Raw genomic sequence first — 26,100 nt, forward strand, 5'->3', positions numbered from 1 at the left:
GACGAGTGTTCAGATTCCAACCTACTGTGACTCACAGCACACCGGAACGGTTGATGCATACGCATTCCTCCGGTGCTCGAAGTCTCAACCCATCTCGGTCCGCCGTGCGGACGGGCCGATCACGAGAGGACTTTCAATGCCAACCGACAAGCGCGTCGTCGTCTACGGAGCATCGGGATACACCGGCCGACTGATCTGTGAATATCTGCGCGAGTACAACATCCCCTTCGTGGCTGCCGGACGCGACGAAGGTCGGGTCAAGGGCATCGTCGACGTGATTCCCGGAATCGAGACCGTCGAGTACGACGTCGTCGAGGTCGAACACACCGCAACGGCCCTCGCCGAAGCATTTCGGGGTGCCGAGATTGTGCTCAACACGGTCGGGCCGTTTTCCCGGTACGGCCACGAAGTAGCGCAGGCGTGTATCGAGATCGGTGCGCACTACACCGACACCACGGGCGAACAGGACTGGATGATCGACGCCGACGCGAAGTACGGTGCCGAATTCGCATCCCGAAACCTGGTGCTCACACCAGGTTTGGCGCAGATGTACAGCATCGGTGAGATCGCTGCCAACATCTGCCTCGAGACGCCGGGTCTGGACACTCTCGACATCGAGGTCTTCTGGAAGGGGCACCCGACGGTCGCGTCGACCAATACGATCCTCACGAACGCCGCGTTCTCCAAGGCCTACTACCTGGAGCAGAACGAGTACGTCGAGTGGCCGGACGACGGCGTCATGCAGGTCGTGGTCCCCGATCAGCATGACCTGGGCCTGGCTCTTCCGTGGGGTGGCACGTCCCATCCGGTGTGGTTCAAGAACGATCCGCGCGTAGCGAACGCCCGCGCCCTCGGCGGCGTCATCAACAAGCCCCTGATGATGGCTGTACCCGAAATCATCTCTGCCGCAATGGCTCAGATGGAGGGCAAGTCCGACGCGGAGAAGTACCAGATCATCGACACGGTGTCGTCGTCGGTGCGCAGCGAAACGCCGCCTCGGGAGAACCCGCGCATCAACACCTCACTGGACTCGGTCTACGCGTCGGGACCACTCGGTCGCGTGCACACCGTGATCCACGGCAACTGCAACTACAAGCAAACCGCACTGCTCAACGCCTACGCAGCGGCGCACCTGCTGCAGGGGCCGCCGAAGAAGGTCGGATTCGCCTCGAGCTGCCAGGCTTTCGGGCATCGGGAACTGTTCGGCGTGCTCCGCGCGTTCGGGCTGGTGCTCGAACCCATCGTCACTGTCCACAGCTGAGGACAGGGCCGATGAGGCTGTCCGACTACCTCGACAAGGGTGTGTCACTGGGCCGATACGCACCCTGTCTCACCATCGGCGACACGACCCGAAACTACGGCCAGGTGTACGACGACACTGTGACCATCGCCGCTGCATTGCAGCACAACGGGATCGAGGCCGGTGATCGGGTTGCCGTGCTCTCCGCCAACGACCCACTAGCGCTGACCTGCGTATTCGCCATCTCGCGGGCAGGGGCGGTGTGGTGCCCCATCAATCCACGCAACGAAGCCGACGAGAACCGGCAACTGTTCGAGCTGTTCGGCTGCCGTTTCCTGTTCTTCCAGAAAGCCTTCGCCGATCTCGTCGGGCGCATTCGCAACCAGCTGCCTGCGCTGGAATGGCTCGTCTGTCTGGACGGCGATGTACCCGGAGCGGTCTCGTACGACAGCTGGCTCGTCGAACACGCCTCCGATTCTCTTGCCGCGAGAAGACCTGCGGACGGGTTGTGCATGATCGCCGGCACCGGTGGCACGACCGGTAAACCCAAGGGGGTGAGGCTGACCGAAGAGAACATGATGACCTCCACCGCAACGGCATTGATGAGCTACCCGTTCGGGGACCGGCCTCGGTACCTGGCGCTCGCACCGCTGACCCACTCTGCCGGCGTGCTGACGTTTCCCATCCTCAGCCTCGGCGGACACGTCGTGGTCATGGGTGCTCCCGACGTCGGAAAGTTCCTGTCCCTCGTCGAGCAACACGGGATCACCCACGCGTTTCTGCCGCCGACGGTGATCTACGGCGTGCTCGATCATCCGGATCTCGACATCACCGATCTGTCGTCGCTCCGATGCCTTTGGTACGGGGCGGCTCCGATGTCGCCGACTCGACTGGAAGAGGCGCTCACCCGCATCGGACCTGTTCTCGGACAGCTCTTCGGGCAGACCGAGGCACCGAACATGATCGCTACGCTCGCTCCGGCCGACCATTTCCGCAGCGACGGTTCCATTGCGACAGAAAGGCTGAGCTCGGCCGGCAAGCCGACACCCCTGACCACGGTGGCGATCATGAACGACGGCGGCGGGCTGGTCGAGCGCGGCGAGCGTGGTGAGATCGTCGTACGCGGTCCCCTCGTGATGCAGGGCTATCACGAGAATCCCGACGCCACAGCCGAAGTGGGTGCGCACGGATGGCACCACACCGGTGACATCGGATACCTCGACGACGATGGTTATCTGTACGTCGTCGACCGTGCCAAGGACATGATCATCACGGGCGGATTCAACGTCTACTCGGCCGAGGTGGAACAGGCCCTGCTGTCGCATCCGTCGGTGAAGGAATGCGCCGTCGTCGGGATGCCCGACGACAAGTGGGGCGAACGCGTCACCGCGGCAGTGCTGTTGCGACCCGGCCGCGACGCGTCCGGCGAGGATCTGATCACCCACGTGAAGGCGCGCATCGGAAGCATCAAGGCACCCAAACAGATTCAGATCTGGATCGACCTTCCCCGCTCGAAAGTGGGCAAGATCCTCAAGACCGAAGTACGCAGCATCATGGCTCACTCATCATCGAAGGGAAGTACATCATGACCGAGTTCGAGGGCAAGCGAGTGTTCGTGACCGGATCCGGAGCCGGCATCGGAAAAGCTATCTCCCGGATGTTCATCGTGCGCGGCGCCCGTGTCGTCGTCAGCGACATCGACGAGAGTGCAGCAGCGAAGACGGCCGAGGAGATCGGTGCAGCCGGTATCGCGAACTGCGATGTATCTGACGAGAGTCAGGTGCAGAGTGCCGTGGCGCAGGCGGTGGCGATTCTCGGCGGACTCGACATCGTCGTCAACAACGCCGGAATCGAAGTGTCGTCGCCGCTACTTCAACAGTCGACGGAAAGCTTCGACAAGATCTACTCCGTCAACGTCAAGGGAACCTTCCTGGTGATGAAGGCCGCGATCGGAGCGCTGGTCGAGTCGAAGGGAAACATCGTCAACATCGCATCACTCGCCGGAGTCGGCGGTACCGCATTGCTCGGGTCGTACTGTGCCACAAAGGCTGCAGTCATCCAGCTCACCCGCGTCGCCGCCATCGAGATGCGAGCGTCGGGGGTGCGGGTGAACGCCGTGTGCCCCGGATTTGCCGATACCGCAATGGTCGACCGATTGGTGCCGGACTTCGAGGCCGCAACGCAGATCCCGTTCGGAGACCTCGTCGCCGCGAAGCAGGGTCGATTGGGAACACCTCAGGACATTGCGGAAGTGACGTTGTTCCTCGCCTCCGACCGGGCGTCGTGGATCACCGGTAGCCATTACATCCTCGACGGTGGACTCTCGGCGTCGCTCGTCTGAGTTCGTGGGCTCCCCGTCGTCATCCCAGGGCGACGGGGAGTAACCCGCAGGGCGTCTCGGACGCGATGTTGGCCAGCGCTTCCTGCAGTATGGGGTAGTCGAACTCGAAACCACTGGTAACCAACACTTGTGGATCGACCCATCGACTCTTCAACACCAGCTCGGCTTCGGTGCGAATCACTCTGGCACCGAATTGGAGCAGCCATGCCGGTGTCGTGAGACCGTGGCTGCGGCCCAGAGCATTTCTGACCTGCTGCATCATGTCCTCGTTGGTCACCGGGAACGGTGTGGCGACGTTGACGGGCCCCGAGATGCCCGGTCGGTCGTAGAGATGGTCGAGGGCACGAGCGACATCGGCGACGTGTACCCAACTGAACTTCTGGCCGCCGTCGCCCATCTTTCCGCCGAGCCCCACTCTGGCCAGGTCGATGAGAGGGTTTACGGCCCCGCCGCCTGCGCCCAGCACGATCGACATACGAAGCGCCACTTTGCGAACGGCCACATCTGCGTCGAACAGCTCACGCTCCCATGCCCGTGCCACCTCGACGGAGAAACCCGACCCCAGCTCGCCCGACAGTTCGTCCATCGGCCTGTCGCGCGAATCGCGGTAGATGGTGCCGGTGCTGGCGTTGACCCACAACGCAGGTGGGTTCTCCACGTCGGCGATGGCGCGGCCGAGTTGGGCCGTCGTCTGGATGCGCGACGACATGATCTCGTCCGCATTCTTCTTGTTGTAGCGACAGCTCACCGAGCGGCCTGCGAGATTGACGACCAGATCGGCACCGTCGAGAACCTCGACGAGGCCGAGATGGTCGGACCACGTTGCGTCGCTGGATGTTCCGCGGCCGATGGTCCTGACCTGAATGCCGCGATCTTCGTAGTAACGATGCAGGTACCGGCCGATATATCCGGAGGCACCGCACAAGACGACGGTCGATGGTGAGTCACTCATTTTTCGAGCCCTTCGGGAGTAGTCATTCGTTGCATGAGACCGGTTATGTCGGTGACCAATCCGCGCGCCACCGGGAGGCGGGCGAGACGTACTGCCTTCGATACGACGGGCACGAGCCCGTCGACCAGTGCGCGGGTTCGTTTCTGATTGTCCGACGAGTCGGTGACCCAATGGAGGGTGACGCCCATGTAGATCATCCACAACAGTGTTGGCAGAGCGTCTTTCAGCGAGGCCGGAACCTTCTGTTTCGACGTGTTCAGGGTGACTCGCATGAGGTCGATAGCCATGGATCTGGCGTCGGACGATTCTTCCGAGAACGGACTGGAACTCGTGCTCGTCGGCAACGCCAAATGTAGGAAGGAACCACCGAACGCGTGATAGGGCTCCATCACGTCCAGGCCGGAATGCAAGACGGCGGCGAGGTTCTCCGACAGTGAGTGGCCGTCGACGAGAACGCTGAGCGCACGCTCGCGATGATCGCGCTGAATCACCATGTACAGCTCGTTGACGAGCTCATCCTTGCCGGCGAAGTAGTAGTAGGCATTCCCGAGCGAGACGCCTGCTTCGTCGGCAATGCGACGCATGGTGGTTGCTTGAAACCCTTCGTCGCGAAAGAGGCGTAGAGCTGTCTCGACCACCTTGTCGCGAGTATCGGACGTGCGTGCCATCGATTTCCCTCGTTTCTGAACGTGTTCAAAATTGACTGTACTGCATTTTTGAACACGTTCAAGTCATGATCGAAAGATGCCTGCAGGACGGGAGTCGAACGTAGGGTCGCTGTATGAACCACGAACCCGCCGTGGCAAGTCGGCACGTCAGTCAAGTCATCAGGCGCACACGCGACGAGGTGTATGCCTTCGTGGCGAATCCTGCGAACCTTCCGAGATGGGCGGCCGGTCTTGCGAAGAGCCCGGTATCCATCGATGGCGATCGACTTCTCGTCGAATCCCCTATGGGGCAGGTGACGGTCCGCTTCGTGCCGCACAACGACCTCGGTGTCCTCGATCATGACGTGACGTTGCCGTCCGGGACCATCGTCAACAATCCCGTACGTGTTCTCGGTCATCCGCAGGGCGCGGAGATACTGTTCACGGTCCGCCAGATCGAACTCAGCGACGAAGAATTCGAGCGCGACCTCGACATGGTCGCCGCGGACCTGAAGAGACTCGCGGAGGTCTTGGAAGCGCGGTCCGCTTGATTGGTCGAGACGTTTGCGCCGGTACTCATGAATACTGGGTTCCGTGGTGCTGAGACGAATGGGCACGTCCCTCATCGGAGGCAGAGGGGCCCAGTGGCTTCGCGAGCTGGAACTAGCGGCACGCATGGAGTCACAACGATTACTTTCGCAGCTGGATTCTGGCGAATCTGCCCGACAGTCGCGGCCGTGCACTCGACATGGGCTGCGGACAGGGTGGCCTGGTGCGAGCCCTGGCTCCTCATTTCGAGCACGTCGTCGGAGCCGACGCCGATCGGGAGATGCGTCGAATCGCAAAGGCGGCTTCTGCCGCTGTGGACAACGCGTCCATCACCGACCGCCAACTCGACTCCTGGGCAGACGATTCGATAGATCTCGTGACCATGGTGGCAGTGCTGCATCACCTCGACATCGACGACGCACTGCGCAACATCGAACGGATTCTCGCTCCCAATGGTCGCTTGCTCGTCGTAGGACTCGCGCCGCCGCGAAACGCACGAGATCTGCTGTGGGATTCCGTGTCCATCGTGACCAATCCATTGATCGGATTCATCCACCGCCCGTGGCCGAGTCCGGTGACAGCGCCGCCGCCACCGTTCCCGGTCAAGGATCCGGTGTTGAGCTTCGACGAGATCGGTGACATGCTCGAAAAGCGGCTACCGGGCGCGAAGATGCAACACCGCATCGGTTTTCGACACACGATCGAGTGGACGAAGCCAGTGCCATGATGTCGTGCTGGTGTGCAGGGCTACGTAACGCCGTTCGCGACGAACTCGGCGAACTTCCGGATATCATGGGCGTTCAGACCGCTGGCACCTCCGAGCGGGCTTGTCTGAACCCCCAGGAATGACGCCAGAATCATCACTGCGGTCCGTACCGGGTCGAGATCGTGTGACAGGTTTCCCAGTTCTTGTTCTGCTGCAATGAATTCCGACAGCAGGAGGGGAGGTCCGCCCAATGCTCGCAACTGGGTTTCGAGTTCGTCGGGGGCCAGGTCGCGGCGAGCAGCGGAGGCCGCCGCGTTCATAGGCAGGACCGCCTCCCGCAGCCGCGACAGCTGCGTGAAGGTCTCCTCCAACAGGTCGACCAGCGGGGCAGTTCCCGCGCGGCCGGGTAGCTGCTCCATCCATCCGGTCACGTCCCTCTGACCGGCAAGAACAGCCGCGCCGAAGAGCGCCTCCTTGTCCGGGTAGTGGCGGTAAATGGTTCCTTCCGACACCCCGGCGCGCGCGGCGATGGCCCTCGTCGTGGCGCGGTGATAGCCGACTTCCGCGACCAGTTCGGTGGTCGCCTTGATCAGGGCATCCTGAGTGCGCTTCGACCGCTGCTGCATGATGTCATCCTCCCGTGTCCTGAATGCCCGTCTGCCGCGGGTACTCAGTCGGTGATGTCGCGTCGTTGGAACACCGTGAACGACGCGGTGAGTGCCACGGCGACGTAGGCTGCACCGATGAGCGATGCCGCCGGCAGCGACATGGTGGAGTTCCCGCCCTGAGCTAGTGCGGTCAGGACCGATCCCGGAAGCCAGTCTGCGACATCACCGGCGACCGCGGCAATGATCGCCTCGACCAGCAGAACGTATCCGACTCCGATGCCGATCGCGATCCCCGCCGATCTCGTCACCGTCGCGAGCGCAAGACCTATGGTGCCCCACACGAGAAGTGACAGGTACAAGTGCAGGTAGGCGCTCGCCACGACGGCGGCGGTACCGTCGGTCCACGCGTCGGGGGAGTAGCCACCTGCTTGTGCCGCCATTGGCGCGACGATGACGTTCAGCATGGTCGCCGCGGCGGCTATGGCTGCTGTGACGGCGGCGAGCGACATCCATTTCCCGAGGACCAGCAGCCATCGGCGAGGCTCTGCTGCGACGAGGATGCGCACAAGTCCGGTGCTGTAGTCGCTCGCTGCCGTGAGTGCCCAGAAGGCAAGTGTCACTACGCCGAAGAACGATGCTGCGGTGCCGAGGCCGGCGACGATTCCGTTGGAGGACAGCAGAGTGTCCGCGGTGGGGAATGCCACGCCTGGTCCGTCCGTGGTCGGGGTGCCGTCCAGCGGTACGACGCTGAACATCACGAAATTGACGAGCACCGTGAACGCGGCTGTGAGTCCCAGCCAGCTCAGAATGACTCCGCGTCGACGCATGCGGATCAAGTCGCTGAGCACGACGCCGGTCATCGCTGCGCTCCGATTCCGTTGTGGCCGCGTAGGGCAGCCTTGCGGTCGGCGGCCAACTCGCCGTCGTCGGATCCGGTCATGGCCAGGAACACCGCCTCGAGGCTGTCCCGGTGAACGGTAATCGTCTGCAACGTGATCCCGGCCTCTGCCGCGGTGCGGTTGACGGAAGCCGAGTCGCTCGCGTCGGCCGAAATGCTGATCACATCATAGGTTTTGGTGTGCACGGTCCATCCGCTCCTGGTCAGGACCTCACGCAGGCGCGCAAGGTCGGTGTGGTGTTCCGGCTCGATGTCGATGTGCGTGTCCGCGCGATCCATGAGCTCGGCGATGGGTCCTGAGAACATCAGGATGCCGAAGCGGATGACGACGACGTGCGAGCAGATGGACTCGATCTCCGTCATGAGGTGAGAGGACACGACGACGGTGCGCCCTTCGGCTCCCAGCCGTTGCAGCAGGGATCGGATCTCGACGATGCCAGCAGGATCGAGACCGTTGGTGGGCTCGTCGAGGATGAGCAACGTCGGGTCCGGTAGCAAGGCCGCGGCGATACCGAGTCGCTGCTTCATGCCGAGGGAGAACCTGCGAACCGGCTCTGATCCTCTTCCGGTGAGTCCGACGATGTCGAGAACCTCGTCGACCCGGGCCTTCGGTATACCGCGCAGTGCTGCGATCGATCCGAGGTTTGCGCGTGCCGACAGCGCGGGCACGAAGGCAGGGGACTCGATGAGTGCGCCGACCTTCCCTGCGTACAGGCGTGGGGTGTCGATGCTACTGCCCAGGACATGAGCCGATCCGCTTGTCGGAGCGATCAATCCGAGGAGCATGCGAATCAGCGTCGACTTTCCGGAACCATTGGGCCCGACCAGCCCGATCACTCCGCCCTCCGGCAACTCGAGGCTGAGGTCATCGACTGCCCGTAGTGAGCCGAACTTTCGGGTGAGCCCGTTCGTGCTGACGATCATCGGTCCTCCAAATGTAAGTGAGCGCCCACTTACATTGACATGCCCGGGTCGTTTTGGCAATGCCGACGTCTTGATCGCGTTTTCACACCCACGGTGCCCTGCGCTCCCACCACGGCATCGTTCTCGACTGATCGACTTCGACGGTCACGTCGCGGTACCGCTGATCCAACCGAGCGACTGCGACGCGTAGTCGGTGGGCACGACGCCCATCGCGTCTCATGAGTCGTTCCAATGCATCGCGCGGACCGTCGCCGAAGAAGTGGCCATCGCATGCGGGACAGCCTGTGAATCCGGCCAAGATCGGCACTCGATTGTCGAACAGCGCTCTTGGCCTTCGATTCACGCGATCTTCCAAGTACTCGACTCGTCGACGCCACTGTGCCATGTACTGGAGTGCCCAACCATCGGTCCTCGCCTTGCGCGGCCTGTGGGGGTTCACCGGACGAACGGGGGCATTGCCCTCTCGTGCAGAATTATCATCGAATGCGCCATGTCGGAGACGGGACCGGTGAGTGCTTCTGGTTGGTGGACCGAACGTTACCGCAGTATCGATACTTCGGGAAGTCGACGCAGTGAAGGAGTGGGGCGAATGTGGCATACACACACCGCGGGCGTCCTGCAGTTGCCGTCGGGCAGCGTAGTTCGTGGACGCGCCATGCGCGATTCGATGCCGGACGGCCCACTGCCGGATCTCGGGGTCTACCTGCAGGGCAGGGATCCCGGCGTATTCGACTGGGACAGCCGGTGGGTTCGCTGGCCCGACTTCTGGCTCCCGTCCATTTCGGAAGAACTGCGGGTTGTACTTCGAGAGGTACTGCGCCGCTGCGCAACCGAGAGAGTAGAGATCGCGTGCACGGGTGGTGTGGGGAGAACCGGCACCGCGCTGGCCTGCCTTGTCGCACTGGACGGAATGCCGGGCGATGCAGCCGTCGAATATGTCCGACGGCATTACTCACCTCGGGCGATGGAGACGCCGTGGCAGAGGCGATTCGCGAAGACATTCGTCAAGCCCAGCTCTCTGCTCTGAGCAGAATGGCCGACCAACCAGGTAATCGAGGCCTAGGCTCCGATCATGGGCGAGGTCATACGAATCGATGAACGTCGAGCAGCGCGCGCAGTCGAACCGCTGTGGCGTGAGGTGGTCGGTCGACGGCTCCGCGAGCGCAGGCACGCCCGCGGCGACACTCTGGCCGAGACTGCTGCCCGCGCAGGCATTGCGCCGCAATACTTGTCGGAGGTCGAACGTGGCCGCAAGGACCCGTCGAGCGAAATACTTGCGGCCGTCGTCGGCGCATTGGGTACGTCGATGGCGGACATCTCACGCCTCGCGCATCACGACCTGTCGCGTGGCGATGCGACGTTGATGGCTGCCTGACGTCCCCCGAGAACCTGGTCGACGACGCCGTACTCGAGCGCAGCAGAGGCCGTCAACACCAGATCCCGGTCGGTGTCGTGACGTAGTTTCGCCGCGTCGCGTCCTGTGTGTTTCGCGAGGATCATCTCCATCTCGGCTCGCACCCTGACGATCTCGTCCGCAGCAAGAATGAGATCCGGAATGGTGCCTCGGCCCTGCGCTGCAGGTTGATGCAACACCACCCTGCTGTGGGTCAGCGCAGAACGCCGACCGGGTGCACCGGCGGCGAGCAGTACTGCCCCGGCTGCCACTGCCTGCCCCACACACGTTGTCGCAACGGGTGATCCGATGAACTGCATTGTGTCGTAGACGGCGAGCATGGCAGCAGTGTCACCGCCCTCGCAGTTGATGTACATCGAGATTTCCTGATCGGGGGCGTCGGCCTCCAGATGCAGCAGTTGCGCGATCATCGCGTTGGCGACCCCTGCATCGATCCCGGTGCCGAGATAGACGATGCGCTCGCTGAGCAAGTGCGAATAGACGTCGACGACGCGTTCTCCGCGCGAATCTCGGGTGATGACATTGGGAATGGTGTACGTGCTCATCGGGCCATCTCCATTCCGAAGGACACCCGTCGTGCAGGCATGACCTGGTCGAACGAGTCGACGATCGCGTCGACGAACCCGTAGTCACGAGCGGCGTCGGCGGTGAACCAACGGTCGTGGAGGGAGTCGTCGAAGATTTGCTCGCGTGATTGCTCGGTGTCATCGGCGATGAGTCCGAGCACGGTATCGCGTGTATGTCGCAGATCGTTGGCCTGTACCTCCACTTCGACGGCCGACCCACCGATGCCGGCGGAGCCCTGATGCATCAGAATTCTCGAATGCGGCAGGGCGTATCGCTTGCCTCGGGTTCCCGACGACAGTAGGAATTGGCCGGCGCTGCAGGCCAATCCGAGCGCAAGGGTCGATACATCACAGGGAATGAGTCGCATGACATCGCGGATGGCGAGCATGGCGGGTACCGATCCGCCCGGGGAATGGATCCATAGGGCGACGTCGGCGGAGGGGTTCTCGGCGGCCAAGGTAAGTAGGTGAGTGGTGAGAACCGTGCCGTTGTCGTCGTCGAGTACGCCGTCGAGCACGAGCACGCGATGACGGAGGAGTTGGTTGCGGAGTTCGGCTGGGAACATTCGAGGCGATTCGCTCATGAGTCGAGTGTGAATCCGAATTCTGTTGCACACCAGTTGTTCTGCTGTGGGCAGCGACGCTGCTCACAGCTGCGCGGCACCGAGAGGGACAATGGTGAGATGACTGCACTCGAGTTCTCCGATTCCACCGTCATCGCTGCGCTGATCGACGACGTGTACGCCGTCGTCTCCGACATCACCCGAACGGGAGAGTGGAGCCCGATCTGCCAAGAATGCTGGTGGAACGAAACCGACGGCGGTGGCGTCGGATCGACGTTCACGGGCCGCAACGTGGTGCCGGGCCGCACGTGGGAGACGGTCTCGACTGTGGCTGTGGCCGAGCCCGGCCGCGAATTCGCCTGGGTGGTAGGTGACAACTTCGTCCGCTGGGGTTACACACTCGAAGCGGTGGACGGCGGCACACGACTGACCGAGAACTGGAACTTCCTGCCCGACGGCATCGCAATGTTCCACAGCAAATTCGGTGACGACGCGCAGCAGGAAATCGACACCCGTAGCCGAGCCGCACTCGACGGTATCCCGCGCACATTGGCGGCAATCAAGACGATCGTGGAATCCCGGGGCTGACGGCGGAGCGGAGGGTCGCAAACGCGAGCGCCTTCGTCAGACGCGTCTAAGTTCGCCGCCGATCCCGGGCCCACTTTGGGCGCACTTCGCAAACGCGCACGCGATTGCGAAGGCTGGATGTCCGCGGTGCGTGGACCAAGGGTCAGGAACCTGCTCACAGCGTTCGAGGCGGTTCGACTCCGAGTAAGAAACTTTGCACATAGCCCGAACGTGTAAAAATTCGGACAGTTTCTTTACATATCTCCGCCTAGCGTGGCATTGTCCACCCATGATCGCGTGGCAACCCGACTCTCCGTTCAACCAGCTTCCACCGCCCCCAGGCACCGACGTGTTGGAGACGCGCGCGGTACTGAAGGCGGCCATCGCGGCAAACACTGCGCTTGCGAAGCTCGACCAGGCAGTTGTATCGATACCGAACCCTACGGTGCTCATCAACTCGATTCCGTTGTTGGAAGCACAGGCGAGCTCGGAGATCGAAAACATCGTGACTACGACCGATGAGCTCTTCAGGCACCTCGACGACGACGCGGGAGCCGACCCAGCGACTCGCGAGACGCTTCGATACCGGACTGCGCTCAAAGTGGGCTTCGATCGAACAATCGAGCGCGGGTTGACGGCGGCCACGGCGATCGATGTCTGCAGCATCATCAAGGGGCGGGAGATGCGTATTCGGGCAACTCCCGGTACCCGCATCGGCAACCCGGTGACCGGTGAGGTGACGTACAGCCCGCCCGAAGGCCGCGACCTGATCGAGGCAAAACTCAGCGAGTGGGAACGTTTCGTACACGCCGACGACGGGATGGACCCCCTGGTGAGGATGGCCGTCGCGCACTACCAGTTCGAGGCGATCCACCCGTTCTCCGACGGAAACGGCCGAACCGGGCGAATCCTCAATGTGATGCTCCTGATCGAGGCGGGTCTCCTCAGAATGCCTGTGCTCTATCTCTCGCGATACATCATCGACACCAAGAACGACTACTACCGTTTACTGCTGGCTGTGACGTCAGAAGCGGCGTGGGAAGCGTGGGTGCTGTATGTCCTTGCCGGCATAGAGCGGACGTCGAACGACACGCTTCGCAAGATCGAAGCGATCCGCGCGCTTCAGGACGACTTCAGCACGCGTGCCCGTGCAGTCACAAAAGGAGGGGCTGATTCCGAGTTTCAGTCGGTGCTGTTCGAGCAACCCTACTGCCGAATCAACACCGTCGTCTCTCGATGCGGTGTCTCGCGGCCGACGGCAACTGGTTGGTTGAACGCACTGGTAGAAGCCGGTCTGCTGCAGGAAAGTAAAATCGGACGGGATCGCTTGTTCATCAACAGAGAGTTCCTTCGCCTGCTGGTCAGAACCGAAGACCCCGCAGTCCGGAGCTGAATGGCAAGAAATTTCACATGTCGTGGCGACGTGTGAAAATTCGAGCCCATTTTTTACATATGGCCATGTTGTCGGGTCTCAGACCACCGGCGCAGTTGTGTTCGACGCGAGTGGCGGCGTCGGCACACCCGCCGAACTCAGGCGAGCAACGATCTCCACGGCAGAGCTGATTTCGGGCAGTGAACGGGTAAAGGGAATACGCTGATGATCGTCGAATGCGTATCCCGTTCCGAATCGAAGCCCGGGTGCCAGCAGTAGTCCGTGAGAGTTGGCTTCGGCGACAAGGGCACTGGATCGGAGGCCGTCGGGTAAGGGACACCACAGTGCCAGGCCTCCATCAGGAACGCGAAAGCGCCAATTGGGCAATAGATCTCGCATCAGAGCCACAGTGTGATTGCGTGCGACTCTCGACGTGTCGGCGCGCACCCGGCGTACCTCGTCATACTTGCCCATCAACTCGACCGCAGCGAGTTGATCAAAAATGGACGCCGAAAGTTGGCGTCGCGCATAGGTTGCGGCGACTCTCGCCAGCAAACCTGCTTCGGCGCGAACCCAGCCGACTCGCATGCCGCCCCACACTGTCTTGCTCATGGATCCGATCGTCACCGTCGCGATGTCAGGGGTCGCCGCTCCGAAGGGTTCGATACCGGGCCCTCCGTCGAACGACAGATCGGCCGCTACCTCGTCGACGATGGTCAGTACAGCGTGGCGGTGCATGGTGGCGGACAACTGCCGGCGGCTGCCCAGGGGAAGTCGAGCTCCCGACGGGTTGGAGAAGTCGGGCATGAAATACGCCAGCGTGGGCGCGCTCTGCCGGGCGGCTCGGTCTGCTGACGCCACGAACTCGTCGGTGTCGTCCGGGTCGATGGGCACCGGTATGCAACGGCCGCCGAGAGAGTGGACCAGCTCGACGACACCCGGATACGTCGGATGCTCGACCAGTACCCGGGCACCGGGCTCGGTGAATGTCGCCAACACCGCGTGGATGGCATCGGTGGCACCGGAGGTCACGAGAATGTTGTCGGCAGTGGTCGGTACTCCGCGCCCACGGTAGTACGCGGCAATGGATTCACGGAGCTCGAACAGACCGGACGGAGCGTAGCCGCCCGATGCGAATCGGCCCTGAATCCTTTCGGACGCAACGCCGTACGCCTCGGCCAGAAGGGGCGAAGCCGACGGTGACGCATTGACGAATTCCAATCGCGCAGCGTCACGATCGCCGGCGAGCGAACCCCACGCCGGCAACGAACCGGTTGGGGAAACGTATGTGCCCGAGCCTCGTTGGGCGCTTATCCAGCCAGCCTCGCGGAGGTGACGATAGGCCGACGCCACAGTGACTCGACTGACATCCAGGCTGATCGACAGCGCCCGCTCTGCTGGCAAGCGTGTCCGGGCAGACACCTCACCGTTCTCGATCAACCGCCGCAACTCGTCGGCGATCACCAGGTAAAGCGGACCGCCGGACCTGTTCCGCAACGTCGACGGATCGATGCGTGCAGCCAATTCCGGGGCCGAGATCGCGGTGGCGTCGAGTGATTCCATGCAGTCCACTCTCGCACAATGGCCTGCACTATTCGGTGCGAATACGGTCCATTGTTGTCTCATGATCGCAATTGGAACTCTATTGGCCTTGTCCATCGTCGGAGCAGGATGGACCGTGGCTGCTCTACGCGACGGTGGGAGGAGCGCCCCCTCAGGCCCTCCGCGTAGCCGGGTGCACGTCGACTGATGTGCCGGTGCCCCGGCAAACGCGTGCGCACTCGTCATACGCGTGCGAGTTCGCCACCGATTCCGGGCCTACTTTGCGCGCACCTGGCAAACGCGCACGCGTTTGCGAAGTCGGGGGGATCGGGGCCGGGTCAGTTGCCGTCGGTGATGGAATCGATGAACGGCGTGAGCAGCAGCGCCAGATCATCGGCTGCTGCGGCGATGTCTTCCGGTGGCTCGGGGATGAAGGACAGGGCCAGGCGCACGATGGACTTGCTGATGACGTCGGCTTGTCGCGGGCTCGCGCCCACCCACCCTCGCTGGAAGGTTTCCGCCAGACGCTCGCCCGCCCGGTCGATGAGCACCTCGCTGTCGGTGGTGATCAGGCGCAACAGATCCTCCGGCGCGTCGCCGCTGTGCAGCGAGCGTACTAGTGGATCCAGACCGCTCAACTCGAAGAACGACGAGAAACCTTGGCGCAGAGCGGCCGCAGCATCGTTCTCGTGTTGGTACAGAGCTGTTTCGCACATCGCGACGAACAGATCCGTCAATCTGATGGCATAACCCTGAGCGACGCCGCGCCGCGAGCCGAACTCGTTGTACAGGCTCTGCCTGCTGAGCCCGGCGGCCTTGGCGATGTGACTCATCGTGACGTTGCGCCAGTTGCGCTCGTGCAACAACTCGCGCAGCGCATCGAGCGCCGTATCGCGCGCGAGAGTGGACGCCGCTTCACGGTATCGACCGGGGGTCGACGTCTGTTCGGCTGCGGGCATGAGCACGACTCTATCGAACGACCGCATGCGGCTGATCCAGCCAATCTTCTCCGAGGACATTGCGAGCGATGGGCTCTGCGCCTGCCATGAGGGAGCGGATCTGCCGGATGTCCTTGGGGTATCCGACTCCGATGGCTCCGACAACGGTGTCGCCGCGCAGCGCACACGCGGTGAACCGGCGGTCTTCGATCGAACCGCGAACCACGACGTACTCGTCGTCCGCACTGGTCCACCCCGCGAACTGCAGGTTGACGCCGTGCTGGGTGGACCATCCCCACGGAACGTCGAGATCGCCGACGTCGAGCCCGAGGATGGACCGCGCGGCCCGGGTGGCCTGGTCGACGGCCCCGTTCCAATGCTCACTTCGATATGTTCCGCCGAGGACCAGGTTTGGTACTTCGGCGACGTCACCTGCGGCATAAATGTTGGGCTTCGACGTGCGCAGCCCGGCGTCGACGACAATTCCGGAGCCGATCTCGAGGCCAAGGTCGTGACCCAGCTCGACGTTGGGGACCGAGCCGACGGACACCAGCACCGTGCCGGCGGACCAGGAGCGACCGTCTCGAGCGGTGGCCAGGAGCGTGCCGTCGGGCAGTTTCTCCAGGTCGGTCACGCAGACGTCGGTATGCATCGTAATGCCGTTGTCTGCGTGTAGGTCTCGATACATCTTCGAAATCTCGGCCGGTGCGATTCTGCTGAGCGGTATCGATGCCGCCTCCAACACCGTGACCTCGGCACCGAGTGACCGGGCCGCTGCTGCTGCCTCGCATCCGATCAGGCCACCACCGATGACCAACAACGACCCTGTTCGGACGATGTCGGCCTGCAGCGGTACGACGTCGGCGGCGCTACGGAGGGTGAACCCGTGAGCGGAACCCGGTACGTCCAGTTGCCGTGCGCGAGAACCCGTTGCCAGCAGCAGTGCGTCGTACGGAACCGGGTCACCCTCGTCCAGCTGCACGGCCGAATCGGTGACGGCGGTTGCGGTGACGCCGGTACGAACATCGACACCGTCGACGGCTGCACCGAGTACCACCTGATCGACCGATTTCGTGCCCAGCAGCAGCTCCTTGGACACCGCCGGTCGGCGGTAGGTGGCCCCCGGTTCACTACCGATCAGCGTGATGGACCCGGTGAAGCCCTCGGCGCGTAGAACTTTGGCGGCGGTGTACCCGGTGGCACCGGTGCCGACGATCACGACGTTGCCGGCTGGCCGAGTAGTCACCCGCGTTCGACCTCGACCATCTCGAAATCGGCCTTGGCAGCGCCGCAGTCGGGGCACGACCAGTCGTCGGGAATGTCGTCCCACTTGGTGCCGGGTTCGATGCCGTCCTCGGGCCAGCCGAGTTCCTCGTCGTATTCGAATCCACACTGAACGCAGCGGTAGAGCTTCATGCCTTACTCCTGAAGTCGATTTTTTCGCGGACACCACAGTCGGGGCACGGCCAGTCGTCCGGTACGTCGGACCATGCGGTGCCGGCCGGGAAGCCCTCGCGCGGTGCGCCGTTGGACTCGTCGTAGACGAACTCGCACACCGGGCATTCGTAGGCGGCCATCACTTCGCTCCGTGAGCGGCGAGGATCTTCTCCCGCTTGGACGGCTGAATGTTGACGCGAGTGATATCGCCGTCGTAGTGATCGAGAACGCGGTGGTCCATCACCTTGCGCCACACCGGCGGGAAGTAGGCCAGCGAGATCATGCTCGCGTATCCACTCGGCAGGTTGGGTGCTCCATCCATGCTGCGCAGGGTCTGGTAACGCCGGGTGGGGTTGGCATGGTGATCACTGTGTCGCTGAAGGTGATACAGAAAGATGTTGGTCACGATGTGATCCGAGTTCCAGCTGTGCTCGGGGGTGCAACGTTCGTAGCGGCCGTTGTCCTTCTTCTGACGCTGCAAGCCGTAGTGCTCGAGGTAGTTGACGGTCTCGAGCAGCGAGAAGCCGTAGATTGCCTGAATTACCAGGAACGGCAACACGATCGGGCCGAACACTGCCACCAGGACGCCGTAGAGGACGACGGACATCAGCCAGGCGTTGAGCACATCGTTGTGAATACTCCACGTGCTCTTGCCCAGTCGCTCCATGCGCGTCTTCTCGAGCTCCCACGACGACTTCAGGCTGCCCCAGACGCTGCGAGGGAGAAAGGCCCAGAAGCTCTCGCCGAACTTCGAGCTCGCCGGATCCTCCGGGGTGGCGACGCGAACATGGTGGCCACGATTGTGCTCGATGTAGAAGTGCCCGTAGAACGTCTGTGCCAGAGTGATTTTCGACAGCCAACGCTCCAGCTCGACCTTCTTGTGCCCGAGCTCGTGAGCGGTGTTGATGCCGATGCCGCCGACCACGCCGATGCTGATTGCGAGGCCGATCTTGGAGATCAGCCCCAGCCCTCCGTCGATGCCGAGCCACGACAGGTTGTCGGCCGACCAGAGATAGCAGGCGAGCACCAGGCTGGCGAGCTGGAACGGAATGTAGGCGTAGGTGCAGTAGCGGTAGTACTTGTCTTCCTCGAGCGCCTTCATCACCTCGTCGGGTGGATTGTCGCCGTCGGGTCCGAAGAACCGGTCGAGAATCGGGAGCAGTCCGTAGACGAGCAATGCGCCGATCCACCACCAGACCGGTGCCACGGCGTTCCACCCGAGCTGGTTGAAGGCCCACACCAGACCGGTTGCCACGAACACCGCCGTGGGCGGAACCAGGCCCATGAGCCAGAGATATCGCTTTCGGTCGTGCCACCCGTCGACCGGCGCCTGTGCCTGGTCGTCGATATTCGATGCGGTCATCGTCACTCCTCGTGTAAGTCCGATCACTGTGCAATGGACAATACACGGAATTTGTCGTCTTGATGGACAAAAACGAGTATTTGTAAAAATCGTGCCGGGCTGTGGTGGTGACGGTGTCGGGCATGGGGCACAATCCCGGCGTGCGAAGAACTCGACTGTGGATTGCCGGGGTACTCGGATTGGCGCTCGCTGCTGCGCTGGTGTCAGGACCACTGAAGAAGCCGGCACTGACGGTCCGCAACGCGCACTGCTTCGGCTGGAGCGTCAACGACGCCGGGCCACGATTGGTGGCGCTGGGAGATTCGATGGCGCAGGGTAATTCACGCGTCGAGTGGGGAATTCACGGCGACACCTCGTGGTATTCGTACCTCGTGTGCGGCGATGCCGCTCCCATGGCCGACGGGGGCAACTTCGGAGTCAACGGCGCTACGACGGCGCAGGTACTCGCCCGCTCCGGCGAGGCACTGGCAGCGAATCCGGACATACTCGTGGTCAACGGTGGCACCAACGACCTCGCCAGATCGGTACCGGTGCCCCGGATCGTCGACAACCTACGCAAAATTCTGGACCGGGCGCATGACGTCGACACGGTTGTGATCGCCACGGTGCCGTCGGCGCGCACGGTCAGCGCCGACGAGCTGAACAGTGGCATCCGACTCCTGGCCGCCGAGCGCGGCATAGCCGTCGCCGAGTTCGCGCCACTGCTCGGACGGCCGGGTGCCACGTTCGACGGCGTCCATCCGACAGCGAGAACCGCTGCCGAGATGGCGGCCGAGGTTGCTGCAGCGGTCGGAGCGTGAGGACGGCGCCCGAGCGGACCTGAGCGTTCGGAACCGTGCTTCGGGCGCGGGATTCCGCCGGTGGAGGTCGACAGCGGACGCTCAGGTGCGGCAACCTGTGGATAACTCGAATCTATCCACAGGTTTCGAAAATGCCACTGGTGCAGGTGTCCTCGACCGTTCACGGTATTCACATGGGGGTTCATGCCGCGGTCGATCTGATCGCTCAGGGGGCAAGTCGCAGCACCATCACGCGTCGAGCGGCGTCCGGGCAGTTGATTCGTGTCCTGCCCGGGATCTATGCCACTGCAAAGCCCGACTACCTGGACCTGTGCACTGCGGTGACTCTGTGGAAGCCCGACGCTGTACTGAGCCATCTGACCGCGGCGTGGGTGTGGGGGTTGGTGGAGGAAGAGCCGCCGCACGTCACGGCAACTGTGCCGCCGACGGCACGGCACGAGGCACCGGACTGGGTCAAGATCCATCGCCGACGCCTCCCTGGCTCGGACCGGTGCCGAGGCCTTCCGGTGGTGACGTTGGCTCAGGTGTTCGTGGACGTGGCGGCAACTCTCACCGGTGAGGAGCTGGAGCGATTCTTCGATACGGCTATCGCACGGCCGGCGCTGCGGCGTCGAATCGCGACGGCGTGCGAACGATCTCGCGGCATGCACGGTATGAAAGCCGTACGGAGACAATTGCGCCTATGTTGCCTCGGCACTCGATCCGAGGCCGAGCGCGTGGTGGCACGAGCACTGTCCGCCAGGCACTTCTTCATGGAGATCAATGCCCGGGTCGGGCCGTACTTCGGCGACCTCGTGGACTTCCGGGCGCGGGTGATCGTAGAAATCGACGGCCGCGATTTCCACATCTCGGGTAAGGCGTTCGACACCGATCGCCGACGACAGAACAGGATGGTTCTGGAGGGCTGGTTGGTGTTGCGGTATTCGGCCGTTCAGGCGATGGGCGATACGCGACGCGTGGTGGACGAGATCATCGAGGTGGTCCGGCGACGTCGACGTTCGATCGACGCAGTCGGCCGGTCGCTACCCCGGACGTGACCGTCCGGAACCGTGCGCAGGGCGCGGAATGCCGCCGATCATGGTCGACAGCGGACGCTCAGGTGCGCGATCAGAGGCGGCCTTCATGGATGGCAAGGACGACCATTGCGATCACAGCAATCGTGAGGATAGCTAAGAGCGCCAACTGAATTGGACTTGTCGAGCCTGGCGGTCGAACCCTGTTCGGACCCCTCATCTGGAGCATGTCACAAACTGTAGGCCACCATCCCGGATTGTGCACAGGATGAGTGGTACAAAGCCATGTCCGATACATCACTCGCACATGTGTTCGATAGAGAGTACTGTGGCACTCGGCGGGGCTGGGAGGGAAGCCCGGCTCCGCCGCCCGATCTGGGCCCAGCTCCCGTGAAGTGGACGGTGTTTCGATGGACGACGTGGTGCGCAAAGCCAAGGAACTCGAAGCCTTGGTCGTGGAACTCGAAGCGCTGGATCGCCGGCGCGTCGGACTGGGGGACAAATTGGTGGATCTCGAGCACTTCTTCCGACGTGCCGGTTGCCCCGAACTGTCCCAGCAAGCGCTCGACGCGTTCGTGGTGACCTATGCGGGCCGGGTACTCGAACTGGCCGACGGGATGCGCGGCTGACGCTGGGCTGGGAAGTTCGCACGTTCACGGACCAGGCGGTTTCGTCTGTGGTTGACTTGTCGGTCCAGGTCGGGATACGAGGAAAGCTGCACTACACAGTGAACAGTCTTCGCCAATGGTGGTTGCTCCCGGTCGACTACGGGTGGAACGTCGCGTATGCCCGCTCTCAACGGGCGCTGCACGTCACCAGGGTTCTGATCGGAATCTGGTGCTGGCTGTACGGCGTTGCAGCAGCCATCGCCCTGACCATTCCGGCTCTGGCCGACGGCAGGCTCGGCAGCTGGCCTCTGTGGTTCACGGTTGTCACCACGGTGCCGATGGGGTTGGCCTGGGTGATCGGCGGCTGGCCGCGGTGGGAGATGTCGATTGCCTTCGTCGTGTATGCCGACGTTGTCCTCGCCGTCGTTCTCCTCACCACGGAGGAGCCGTCCACGGTGCTGCCCATGGCAGCCCTCTTCACCGTTGTGGGCAGCTACGTCGTGGGATTTCACGGCCCGAAACTGTTCACCGCACATCACGTTTTTGCGCTCGTCACCACGGCCGCCCTCTATGCCTCGGCCCTGGTCGGCGGCCCGCAGCAGCGTCTGCAGGCCAACCTCTACCTCGTGATGTTGATATTGGTGATGTTCTCGGCCCCGCTGATCTGTCATACCTTTCTCATGCTGTTGCGTCGCGACGCAACAGGAGCGTTCTACGACCCCCTCACCGGAATGCAGAACCGACGCGGCTTCGACGCGGCAATCGGAAACCTCGAATTCCGATCCGGTTCCTGCGATTCCGTGACCGCGGTGGTGATCGATATCGACAACTTCAAAGCCGTCAACGATCGGTACGGACACGAGCACGGAGACTCCGTCATCAGAACGACAGCGGCGCGCATTCTCGAGATCTTCCCCGCCCCGGCAGTCACGGTTCGACTCGGCGGCGAAGAGTTCGCGGTCGTCTGCGTCAACGGACTGGACGCTGTGATCGAAAAATCCGAGCTCCTGCGAATTCGACTGTGCAACAGTACAGATCGCTCTCCATTGACTGCCTCGTTCGGTATCGCGGAGGCGGTTGTCGAGATGCGGACCATCGAGGACGACATCAGCGATCTGCTCAGCCGGGCCGACAAGGCGATGTATCAGGCAAAAAGGTTGGGCGGCGATCGCGTCGCGCACCACGTGAACGAGTCACTGTCGATTCGAGCGGTCGACGAACGACAGTGACGACGCCGATCGATTCCGAATTCGGAACCGATCGGCGTCGCGACGGGTCTGTTGCGTATTTCTAGCGGGCGACCTCGGCTGCCATCGCGTTCTGCGTACCGACGTCGAAGACCGGGTTGGTCAGGTGCACGTCCAGGGTGTTGCCCGGGCCGGCGATGATGGCGTTGAGCACCGAGGTGAATGCGCCACAGTTCTCGAACTGCGGAATCGTGTAGGTGCCCTTGACATGTGCGTCGGCCTGGTTGTTTTGGATCAGGTCGATTGCATCGAGTGAACCGGTGAGGTTGGCCGTGGTTTCGGCGGTGACGCAGTTGGCACCCGAGGGGATGAGATCGACCGAGGCCGACCCTGCCGATCCGGTGTCGATTCCCAGCGGCTTCACCGAATCGATACGAATCTTGAAACTCTGCTCCACGTCGAGATCCAGCGTGGGGGCCTCGGCGGGACCGCCCTGGACGAGGGTGCCCGATACCGGGGTCGCGTCGACGATCGAGATGGTGAAGTTGGCCAGCGTCGCAGGGCCCAGTTTCAGGTCGGCCGATGCCTGCGGGAGCGTCAGCGAACCGGTGACGGTTCCGCCGACCAGGTCGACGTCGGTGACCAGGTCGGTGGTCGGGAACACCACCGGCTGACCCGTCTTGGCGATGATCGTCGTCGTATCTGCCTGGAAGGTGATGGGAAGGGTGTCGGCAGCGTTGGCCGGGGCAGCCACCACCGTTGCCAATGCGACGGACGACGCCAGTGCCGCCATGGTGACGACTGTCTTGTTGCGGATCTTCACGTGATTTCCTTCGGGTATCGGGTTGATTTTCGGACCAGGTCGAGCGTCAGGACAGCGTGAAGGCCGGATCGGGCTGAACAGACAGGCTGTTCACAGTGCAGTTGCCCGGCATCGGCTGATTGGACGACGTCAGGGTGTTGGTCATGTTGTCGAAAGAGCCGGCCAGGGTGGCGGGTCCGCAGTTGTACCCGACCAGCGAGAAGCCGACGTTCGAGACCTCACCGGTGGTGGCGCTGGTGGGGGTCAGGGTCCAGGGCAGATTCTTCAGCTGGGGCAGGCCGCACAGCCGGTTCGATCCGCTGATCCGGGCGTCGGTGATGGATGCCGACGAGCCGTCGGCGCTGGTGGTGCCGGAGAGGGTGATGGAGCAGCTGACCGGCACTCCGAACGAGGCAGGGGTGCTCACGACGATTGTTCCGGGCGCAGTGAATGCAGTTCCGGCGGGTGAGATGGTGGCGGCACCGGCGCTGGCGGCACCGACTGTCGCCCCGGTGATGGCGACGGCGGCGAATACGGCGGCGACTGTGCGCGAGCGGGACGGTGAGTTGAGCTTCATCGGTCGATCCTCCAAGTCCGAAAGCGGCTCCGGAGCCCCGTCGGGGCAGCGGGTGGCACCGGAGATCCGGTAGCCAGCACGGACGTTAGGTCGGCGAACCGTTTGTCGGAATTGGTTCATTTCAACTCTGTGAGAAGTCACAATACGGGCGGTACGTTTGTTGTACGCCACGGTAATGAAAATGGTCCTCCGGCTCGAAAGTCCACTCCGTCATGGGTTTTCGGCCCGGTTTCCTCGTTGGCCTATTCGACTATGAAGCGCCTCGAGGGGCTGCTGAGCCTGTTACGAAAACGTTATGCAAAGTTATCCAAACGAGATAGTTGTGACGCCGTCCGTGACACTTACGTCGTTCAGGATCAAAAGAGCGAAAACCAACTGACGAAGTCGGGTTTGAAACTCCGATGCACCCCCGCCGGACATGGGTCGCTTTTTCGTGTCAAACTGTGGTGTGACGTTCGCGCTGGCCGAAGCAGGATCCGCAGTCGACACGGACACGGGAGAGTTGACGGTGCAACCGTATTTCGCCCCGGTCTGTCGGCTGGACAACGGCGCGCTCGCAGCGATCGAAGTGCAGCTGCGCGGGCCGGAGGACGGCCCCCTTGCCTCTGCCGACGCACTCAAGCGAGCGGCCAGGGCAATGGATGCCAAGCGAGAGCTCGATGCATTGGCGTGGGGAGTCGCTCGACTCGAACAGTCGGTGCGCCTGCCGATGCTCGTCTCCATGGATGTCGATTCGCTCGCCTCGATCGACGCCGCCACCGAAGAGCAACTGCGCCGCGATATCGTCGTCGTCACCGAGGCAGCGTTGGTGGACAACCCGGCTCGTACTCTCGCAGCGATCGACAAGGCCCGACGCGAGGGCAAAGTTGTTGCAGTCGACGACGTCGGTCGTCGGCCGCAATCGATGACTCTGCTCCCGCTCATCGAACCTGACGTGATCATTCTCGCGGGAACGATGGTGTCCACCCGTCCGGACCTGGCCACCGCGCGCACGGCGCATGCCGTCTCCGCTCAGGTCGAACGTACGGGCGCGGTGGTCGTCGCCAGCGGAGTCGACACAGCGCTGCATCGCAGCCGCGCACTGGGACTCGGTGCGACCTACGGGGTGGGCGAGCTGTACCCGGCCACGCAATCGACCGAAGAGCTCCCGGCCGACGCCGCCGAGGTGATGCCACCGTTCCCCACGTGGAACACCCCGGCGACATCGCTGGAATCGCCGTACGCCATCGCGGCCGAAGGCAAGACCGCCACCCGAAGCACCAAGCGCCTACTGGTCGCGATGAGCACGTCGCTCGAGATACAGGCGACATCTGCGGGGCCGGAAACGTTGGTACTCGGTACTTTCCAGAGGGCCGAGCACTTCACTGCCACCACCCGCTCTCGCTGGGTGTCGATGGCGGAGCAGATTTCGTATGCCGGCGTCTACGGCGTCGGGATGGGGTATGTGCAGGAAGGTGGCATCATGCATGCGCCACTGGATCCATTGGACTCGCTCGTCGAGGAATGGAACGTCGTGGTGCTCGGACCGCACTTCTGCGGAGTGCTGGCGGCCATAGATCTGCACCGCGGTGAGGTGGACGCAGACCGTGAATTCGACTACGTGATGTCCTACGACCGAGCGACCGTAGTGCGTTGTGCCCGTGCGATATTGGCGCGGTTCTGACCTTCGTGCGATGGCCCGGTTCGCGGGGATGTTTCGGTGCGGCGCGGCAGGGCATACGGCACACCAGGTGATGGAGTAGTCCGGACTGCAGCATCACTCAGGCCCCGTACGTTGAAAAAACAGCGTACGGGGCTGTCTGAATTTTCACCGCTGGGTCGAGGCTCTGTCCACCAATTCCTGCGCAATATCGCGAAGTTTGCGGTTGGTGCTCTGTGATTGTCTGACGAGCATCGAAAATGCGGCGTCGGCGTCGACGCGATGTATCGCCATCAGCATCCCCTTCGCTTGTTCGATCGGTGCCCGCCGTGCAAGAGCCATCTCCACATCGACCGGCAGCCCTGCGTGGGTTGTCTGCGGTGCGGTCATGGAGCGATTGTTGCGCAGCCCGCTCCGACGCAGGTCAACGCCAAGAAGACGCGCCGAAAGTGCATCGAACAGAGCTGGTGGCGTTACCGAATGCGTAGCCTTCCGTGACCGCGGTGTGATCAGGCGGCAGGGTTGGACAGCGGGCGTCCGATCAGAAATTCGAGAGTGCGGTACGCATCGGTGCGACGGCCGTTGCTCGCGTTGTCGTGGTAAGCCGCACCGGCGACGACCACGCCGACCGGGATGCGACCCGATTCGATATCGCGAGCCGTCTGTTCGGCGCAATTGCGCAACACCGGGCAATCGGCGCACAGACGCCATGCTTTTTCTGCGCGCTTACGCCCGTGGCGGGGAAGCTGCTGCGAGTCATAGGCATCCATGTCGTCGATGCACGCACCTTTGAGGCGCCAGACCTGGTCATCCGTCATCGTCGTGATCCGTTTCGCGTCGTGCCGAT

The 26,100-nt window shown here is 62.8% G+C and carries 32 protein-coding genes; 14 read left to right on the forward strand and 18 right to left on the reverse strand.

Features of this window, described 5'->3' with window-relative positions:
• The first annotated feature begins 136 nt into the window (after positions 1-136).
• Genes ACIGGF_RS03315 through ACIGGF_RS03325 form a run of 3 tightly spaced genes read left to right on the forward strand, consistent with a single transcriptional unit; the run spans position 137 to position 3,581 of the window.
• Positions 137-1,261 (forward strand): DUF5938 domain-containing protein, encoded by a 1,125-nt coding sequence (locus ACIGGF_RS03315; RefSeq protein ID WP_397520023.1) that lies wholly within the window; start codon positions 137-139, stop codon positions 1,259-1,261.
• 11 nt (positions 1,262-1,272) lie between these two features.
• Positions 1,273-2,829, forward strand: a complete 1,557-nt coding sequence (locus tag ACIGGF_RS03320; RefSeq protein WP_397520024.1) for a long-chain fatty acid--CoA ligase — start codon at positions 1,273-1,275, stop codon at positions 2,827-2,829.
• A complete protein-coding gene (locus ACIGGF_RS03325; RefSeq protein ID WP_397520025.1) occupies positions 2,826-3,581 on the forward strand; it encodes an SDR family NAD(P)-dependent oxidoreductase in 756 nt (251 codons plus the stop codon). The genes ACIGGF_RS03320 and ACIGGF_RS03325 overlap by 4 nt, the downstream gene beginning before the upstream one ends.
• Before the next feature lie 19 nt (positions 3,582-3,600).
• Here ACIGGF_RS03325 and ACIGGF_RS03330 read toward each other — a convergent pair whose 3' ends face one another.
• Positions 3,601-4,533 (reverse strand): TIGR01777 family oxidoreductase, encoded by a 933-nt coding sequence (locus ACIGGF_RS03330; protein ID WP_397520026.1) that lies wholly within the window; start codon positions 4,531-4,533, stop codon positions 3,601-3,603.
• The gene (locus ACIGGF_RS03335) at positions 4,530-5,201 is read right to left on the reverse strand and encodes a TetR/AcrR family transcriptional regulator (protein ID WP_397520027.1); all 672 of its coding nucleotides are present in this window, start codon (positions 5,199-5,201) and stop codon (positions 4,530-4,532) included. The genes ACIGGF_RS03330 and ACIGGF_RS03335 overlap by 4 nt, the downstream gene beginning before the upstream one ends.
• A gap of 113 nt (positions 5,202-5,314) precedes the next feature.
• Here ACIGGF_RS03335 and ACIGGF_RS03340 point away from each other — a divergent pair, with 113 nt between their 5' ends.
• The gene (locus ACIGGF_RS03340; protein ID WP_397520028.1) at positions 5,315-5,731 is read left to right on the forward strand and encodes an SRPBCC family protein; all 417 of its coding nucleotides are present in this window, start codon (positions 5,315-5,317) and stop codon (positions 5,729-5,731) included.
• A gap of 158 nt (positions 5,732-5,889) precedes the next feature.
• Positions 5,890-6,456: a class I SAM-dependent methyltransferase gene (locus ACIGGF_RS03345; protein WP_397520153.1), complete on the forward strand. Its 567-nt coding sequence runs from the start codon at positions 5,890-5,892 to the stop codon at positions 6,454-6,456.
• A gap of 20 nt (positions 6,457-6,476) precedes the next feature.
• Here the strand turns inward: ACIGGF_RS03345 and ACIGGF_RS03350 are convergent, their stop codons facing one another.
• The 4 genes from ACIGGF_RS03350 to ACIGGF_RS03365 form a co-directional block, all read right to left on the reverse strand.
• Complete coding sequence (locus ACIGGF_RS03350; protein ID WP_397520029.1) at positions 6,477-7,061, reverse strand: TetR/AcrR family transcriptional regulator; 585 nt, start codon at positions 7,059-7,061, stop codon at positions 6,477-6,479.
• A gap of 44 nt (positions 7,062-7,105) precedes the next feature.
• Entirely contained in the window at positions 7,106-7,903 is a 798-nt protein-coding gene (locus ACIGGF_RS03355; RefSeq protein ID WP_397520030.1) for a hypothetical protein, read from the reverse strand.
• Complete coding sequence (locus tag ACIGGF_RS03360) at positions 7,900-8,865, reverse strand: ABC transporter ATP-binding protein (RefSeq protein WP_397520031.1); 966 nt, start codon at positions 8,863-8,865, stop codon at positions 7,900-7,902. Before ACIGGF_RS03360 ends, ACIGGF_RS03355 begins: the two co-directional genes overlap by 4 nt.
• Positions 8,866-8,947: 82 nt before the next feature.
• On the reverse strand, positions 8,948-9,085 hold the full coding sequence (locus ACIGGF_RS03365) for a hypothetical protein (protein ID WP_397520032.1): 138 nt from the start codon (positions 9,083-9,085) through the stop codon (positions 8,948-8,950).
• 369 nt (positions 9,086-9,454) lie between these two features.
• On the opposite strand from ACIGGF_RS03365, the gene ACIGGF_RS03370 reads away from it, so the two are divergent.
• Both ACIGGF_RS03370 and ACIGGF_RS03375 read left to right on the forward strand, forming a co-directional pair.
• Positions 9,455-9,892 (forward strand): protein-tyrosine phosphatase family protein, encoded by a 438-nt coding sequence (locus tag ACIGGF_RS03370; RefSeq protein ID WP_397520033.1) that lies wholly within the window; start codon positions 9,455-9,457, stop codon positions 9,890-9,892.
• Positions 9,893-9,937: 45 nt separating this feature from the next.
• Positions 9,938-10,240: a helix-turn-helix transcriptional regulator gene (locus ACIGGF_RS03375; RefSeq protein ID WP_032376144.1), complete on the forward strand. Its 303-nt coding sequence runs from the start codon at positions 9,938-9,940 to the stop codon at positions 10,238-10,240.
• On the opposite strand, the gene ACIGGF_RS03380 is transcribed toward ACIGGF_RS03375, so the two are convergent.
• Both ACIGGF_RS03380 and ACIGGF_RS03385 read right to left on the reverse strand, forming a co-directional pair.
• Positions 10,198-10,824: a ClpP family protease gene (locus ACIGGF_RS03380; protein ID WP_397520034.1), complete on the reverse strand. Its 627-nt coding sequence runs from the start codon at positions 10,822-10,824 to the stop codon at positions 10,198-10,200. The genes ACIGGF_RS03375 and ACIGGF_RS03380 overlap by 43 nt on opposite strands.
• Positions 10,821-11,429: a ClpP family protease gene (locus tag ACIGGF_RS03385; RefSeq protein ID WP_397520035.1), complete on the reverse strand. Its 609-nt coding sequence runs from the start codon at positions 11,427-11,429 to the stop codon at positions 10,821-10,823. Before ACIGGF_RS03385 ends, ACIGGF_RS03380 begins: the two co-directional genes overlap by 4 nt.
• 99 nt (positions 11,430-11,528) lie before the next feature.
• Here ACIGGF_RS03385 and ACIGGF_RS03390 point away from each other — a divergent pair, with 99 nt between their 5' ends.
• Together ACIGGF_RS03390 and ACIGGF_RS03395 are read left to right on the forward strand one after the other, a co-directional pair.
• Entirely contained in the window at positions 11,529-11,996 is a 468-nt protein-coding gene (locus ACIGGF_RS03390; protein WP_397520036.1) for an SRPBCC family protein, read from the forward strand.
• A 268-nt stretch (positions 11,997-12,264) separates the two neighbouring features.
• Positions 12,265-13,368 carry a Fic family protein gene (locus tag ACIGGF_RS03395; RefSeq protein WP_397520037.1) on the forward strand — a complete coding sequence of 368 codons (1,104 nt, stop codon included), beginning with the start codon at positions 12,265-12,267 and terminating at the stop codon, positions 13,366-13,368.
• A 78-nt stretch (positions 13,369-13,446) separates the two neighbouring features.
• Here the strand turns inward: ACIGGF_RS03395 and ACIGGF_RS03400 are convergent, their stop codons facing one another.
• From ACIGGF_RS03400 to ACIGGF_RS03425, 6 genes are all read right to left on the reverse strand, one after another.
• Positions 13,447-14,910 carry a PLP-dependent aminotransferase family protein gene (locus tag ACIGGF_RS03400; protein WP_397520038.1) on the reverse strand — a complete coding sequence of 488 codons (1,464 nt, stop codon included), beginning with the start codon at positions 14,908-14,910 and terminating at the stop codon, positions 13,447-13,449.
• 317 nt (positions 14,911-15,227) lie between these two features.
• The gene (locus tag ACIGGF_RS03405; RefSeq protein WP_397520039.1) at positions 15,228-15,848 is read right to left on the reverse strand and encodes a TetR family transcriptional regulator; all 621 of its coding nucleotides are present in this window, start codon (positions 15,846-15,848) and stop codon (positions 15,228-15,230) included.
• Between the two features lie 10 nt (positions 15,849-15,858).
• The gene (locus ACIGGF_RS03410; protein ID WP_397520040.1) at positions 15,859-17,073 is read right to left on the reverse strand and encodes an NAD(P)/FAD-dependent oxidoreductase; all 1,215 of its coding nucleotides are present in this window, start codon (positions 17,071-17,073) and stop codon (positions 15,859-15,861) included.
• Positions 17,070-17,243, reverse strand: coding sequence for a rubredoxin (locus ACIGGF_RS03415; RefSeq protein ID WP_008710332.1), 174 nt, complete (start codon positions 17,241-17,243; stop codon positions 17,070-17,072). Before ACIGGF_RS03415 ends, ACIGGF_RS03410 begins: the two co-directional genes overlap by 4 nt.
• Positions 17,240-17,404, reverse strand: coding sequence for a rubredoxin (locus tag ACIGGF_RS03420; RefSeq protein WP_057478976.1), 165 nt, complete (start codon positions 17,402-17,404; stop codon positions 17,240-17,242). The genes ACIGGF_RS03415 and ACIGGF_RS03420 overlap by 4 nt, the downstream gene beginning before the upstream one ends.
• Entirely contained in the window at positions 17,404-18,627 is a 1,224-nt protein-coding gene (locus ACIGGF_RS03425; RefSeq protein WP_397520041.1) for an alkane 1-monooxygenase, read from the reverse strand. Before ACIGGF_RS03425 ends, ACIGGF_RS03420 begins: the two co-directional genes overlap by 1 nt.
• 140 nt (positions 18,628-18,767) lie before the next feature.
• On the opposite strand from ACIGGF_RS03425, the gene ACIGGF_RS03430 reads away from it, so the two are divergent.
• From ACIGGF_RS03430 to ACIGGF_RS03445, 4 genes are all read left to right on the forward strand, one after another.
• Positions 18,768-19,427 (forward strand): SGNH/GDSL hydrolase family protein, encoded by a 660-nt coding sequence (locus ACIGGF_RS03430; protein WP_397520042.1) that lies wholly within the window; start codon positions 18,768-18,770, stop codon positions 19,425-19,427.
• 173 nt (positions 19,428-19,600) lie between these two features.
• Complete coding sequence (locus ACIGGF_RS03435) at positions 19,601-20,464, forward strand: DUF559 domain-containing protein (protein ID WP_397520043.1); 864 nt, start codon at positions 19,601-19,603, stop codon at positions 20,462-20,464.
• 386 nt (positions 20,465-20,850) lie between these two features.
• A complete protein-coding gene (locus ACIGGF_RS03440; protein WP_397520044.1) occupies positions 20,851-21,069 on the forward strand; it encodes a hypothetical protein in 219 nt (72 codons plus the stop codon).
• A gap of 98 nt (positions 21,070-21,167) precedes the next feature.
• On the forward strand, positions 21,168-22,277 hold the full coding sequence (locus ACIGGF_RS03445) for a GGDEF domain-containing protein (RefSeq protein ID WP_397520045.1): 1,110 nt from the start codon (positions 21,168-21,170) through the stop codon (positions 22,275-22,277).
• Between the two features lie 61 nt (positions 22,278-22,338).
• On the opposite strand, the gene ACIGGF_RS03450 is transcribed toward ACIGGF_RS03445, so the two are convergent.
• Entirely contained in the window at positions 22,339-23,058 is a 720-nt protein-coding gene (locus ACIGGF_RS03450; RefSeq protein WP_397520046.1) for a hypothetical protein, read from the reverse strand.
• Between the two features lie 46 nt (positions 23,059-23,104).
• A complete protein-coding gene (praA, locus tag ACIGGF_RS03455; protein WP_397520047.1) occupies positions 23,105-23,614 on the reverse strand; it encodes an alkane oxidation protein activator PraA in 510 nt (169 codons plus the stop codon).
• Between the two features lie 448 nt (positions 23,615-24,062).
• Between praA and ACIGGF_RS03460 the strand changes: the two genes are divergently transcribed.
• Positions 24,063-25,277 (forward strand): EAL domain-containing protein, encoded by a 1,215-nt coding sequence (locus tag ACIGGF_RS03460; RefSeq protein ID WP_397520048.1) that lies wholly within the window; start codon positions 24,063-24,065, stop codon positions 25,275-25,277.
• Between the two features lie 144 nt (positions 25,278-25,421).
• Here ACIGGF_RS03460 and ACIGGF_RS03465 read toward each other — a convergent pair whose 3' ends face one another.
• Together ACIGGF_RS03465 and ACIGGF_RS03470 are read right to left on the reverse strand one after the other, a co-directional pair.
• A complete protein-coding gene (locus tag ACIGGF_RS03465) occupies positions 25,422-25,643 on the reverse strand; it encodes an ANTAR domain-containing protein (protein ID WP_397520049.1) in 222 nt (73 codons plus the stop codon).
• A gap of 119 nt (positions 25,644-25,762) precedes the next feature.
• Positions 25,763-26,071: a WhiB family transcriptional regulator gene (locus ACIGGF_RS03470; RefSeq protein WP_032405493.1), complete on the reverse strand. Its 309-nt coding sequence runs from the start codon at positions 26,069-26,071 to the stop codon at positions 25,763-25,765.
• Positions 26,072-26,100 lie beyond the last annotated feature (29 nt).

The sequence above is a fragment of the Rhodococcus sp. NPDC078407 genome (assembly GCF_044542515.1).
Taxonomy (GTDB): domain Bacteria; phylum Actinomycetota; class Actinomycetes; order Mycobacteriales; family Mycobacteriaceae; genus Rhodococcoides.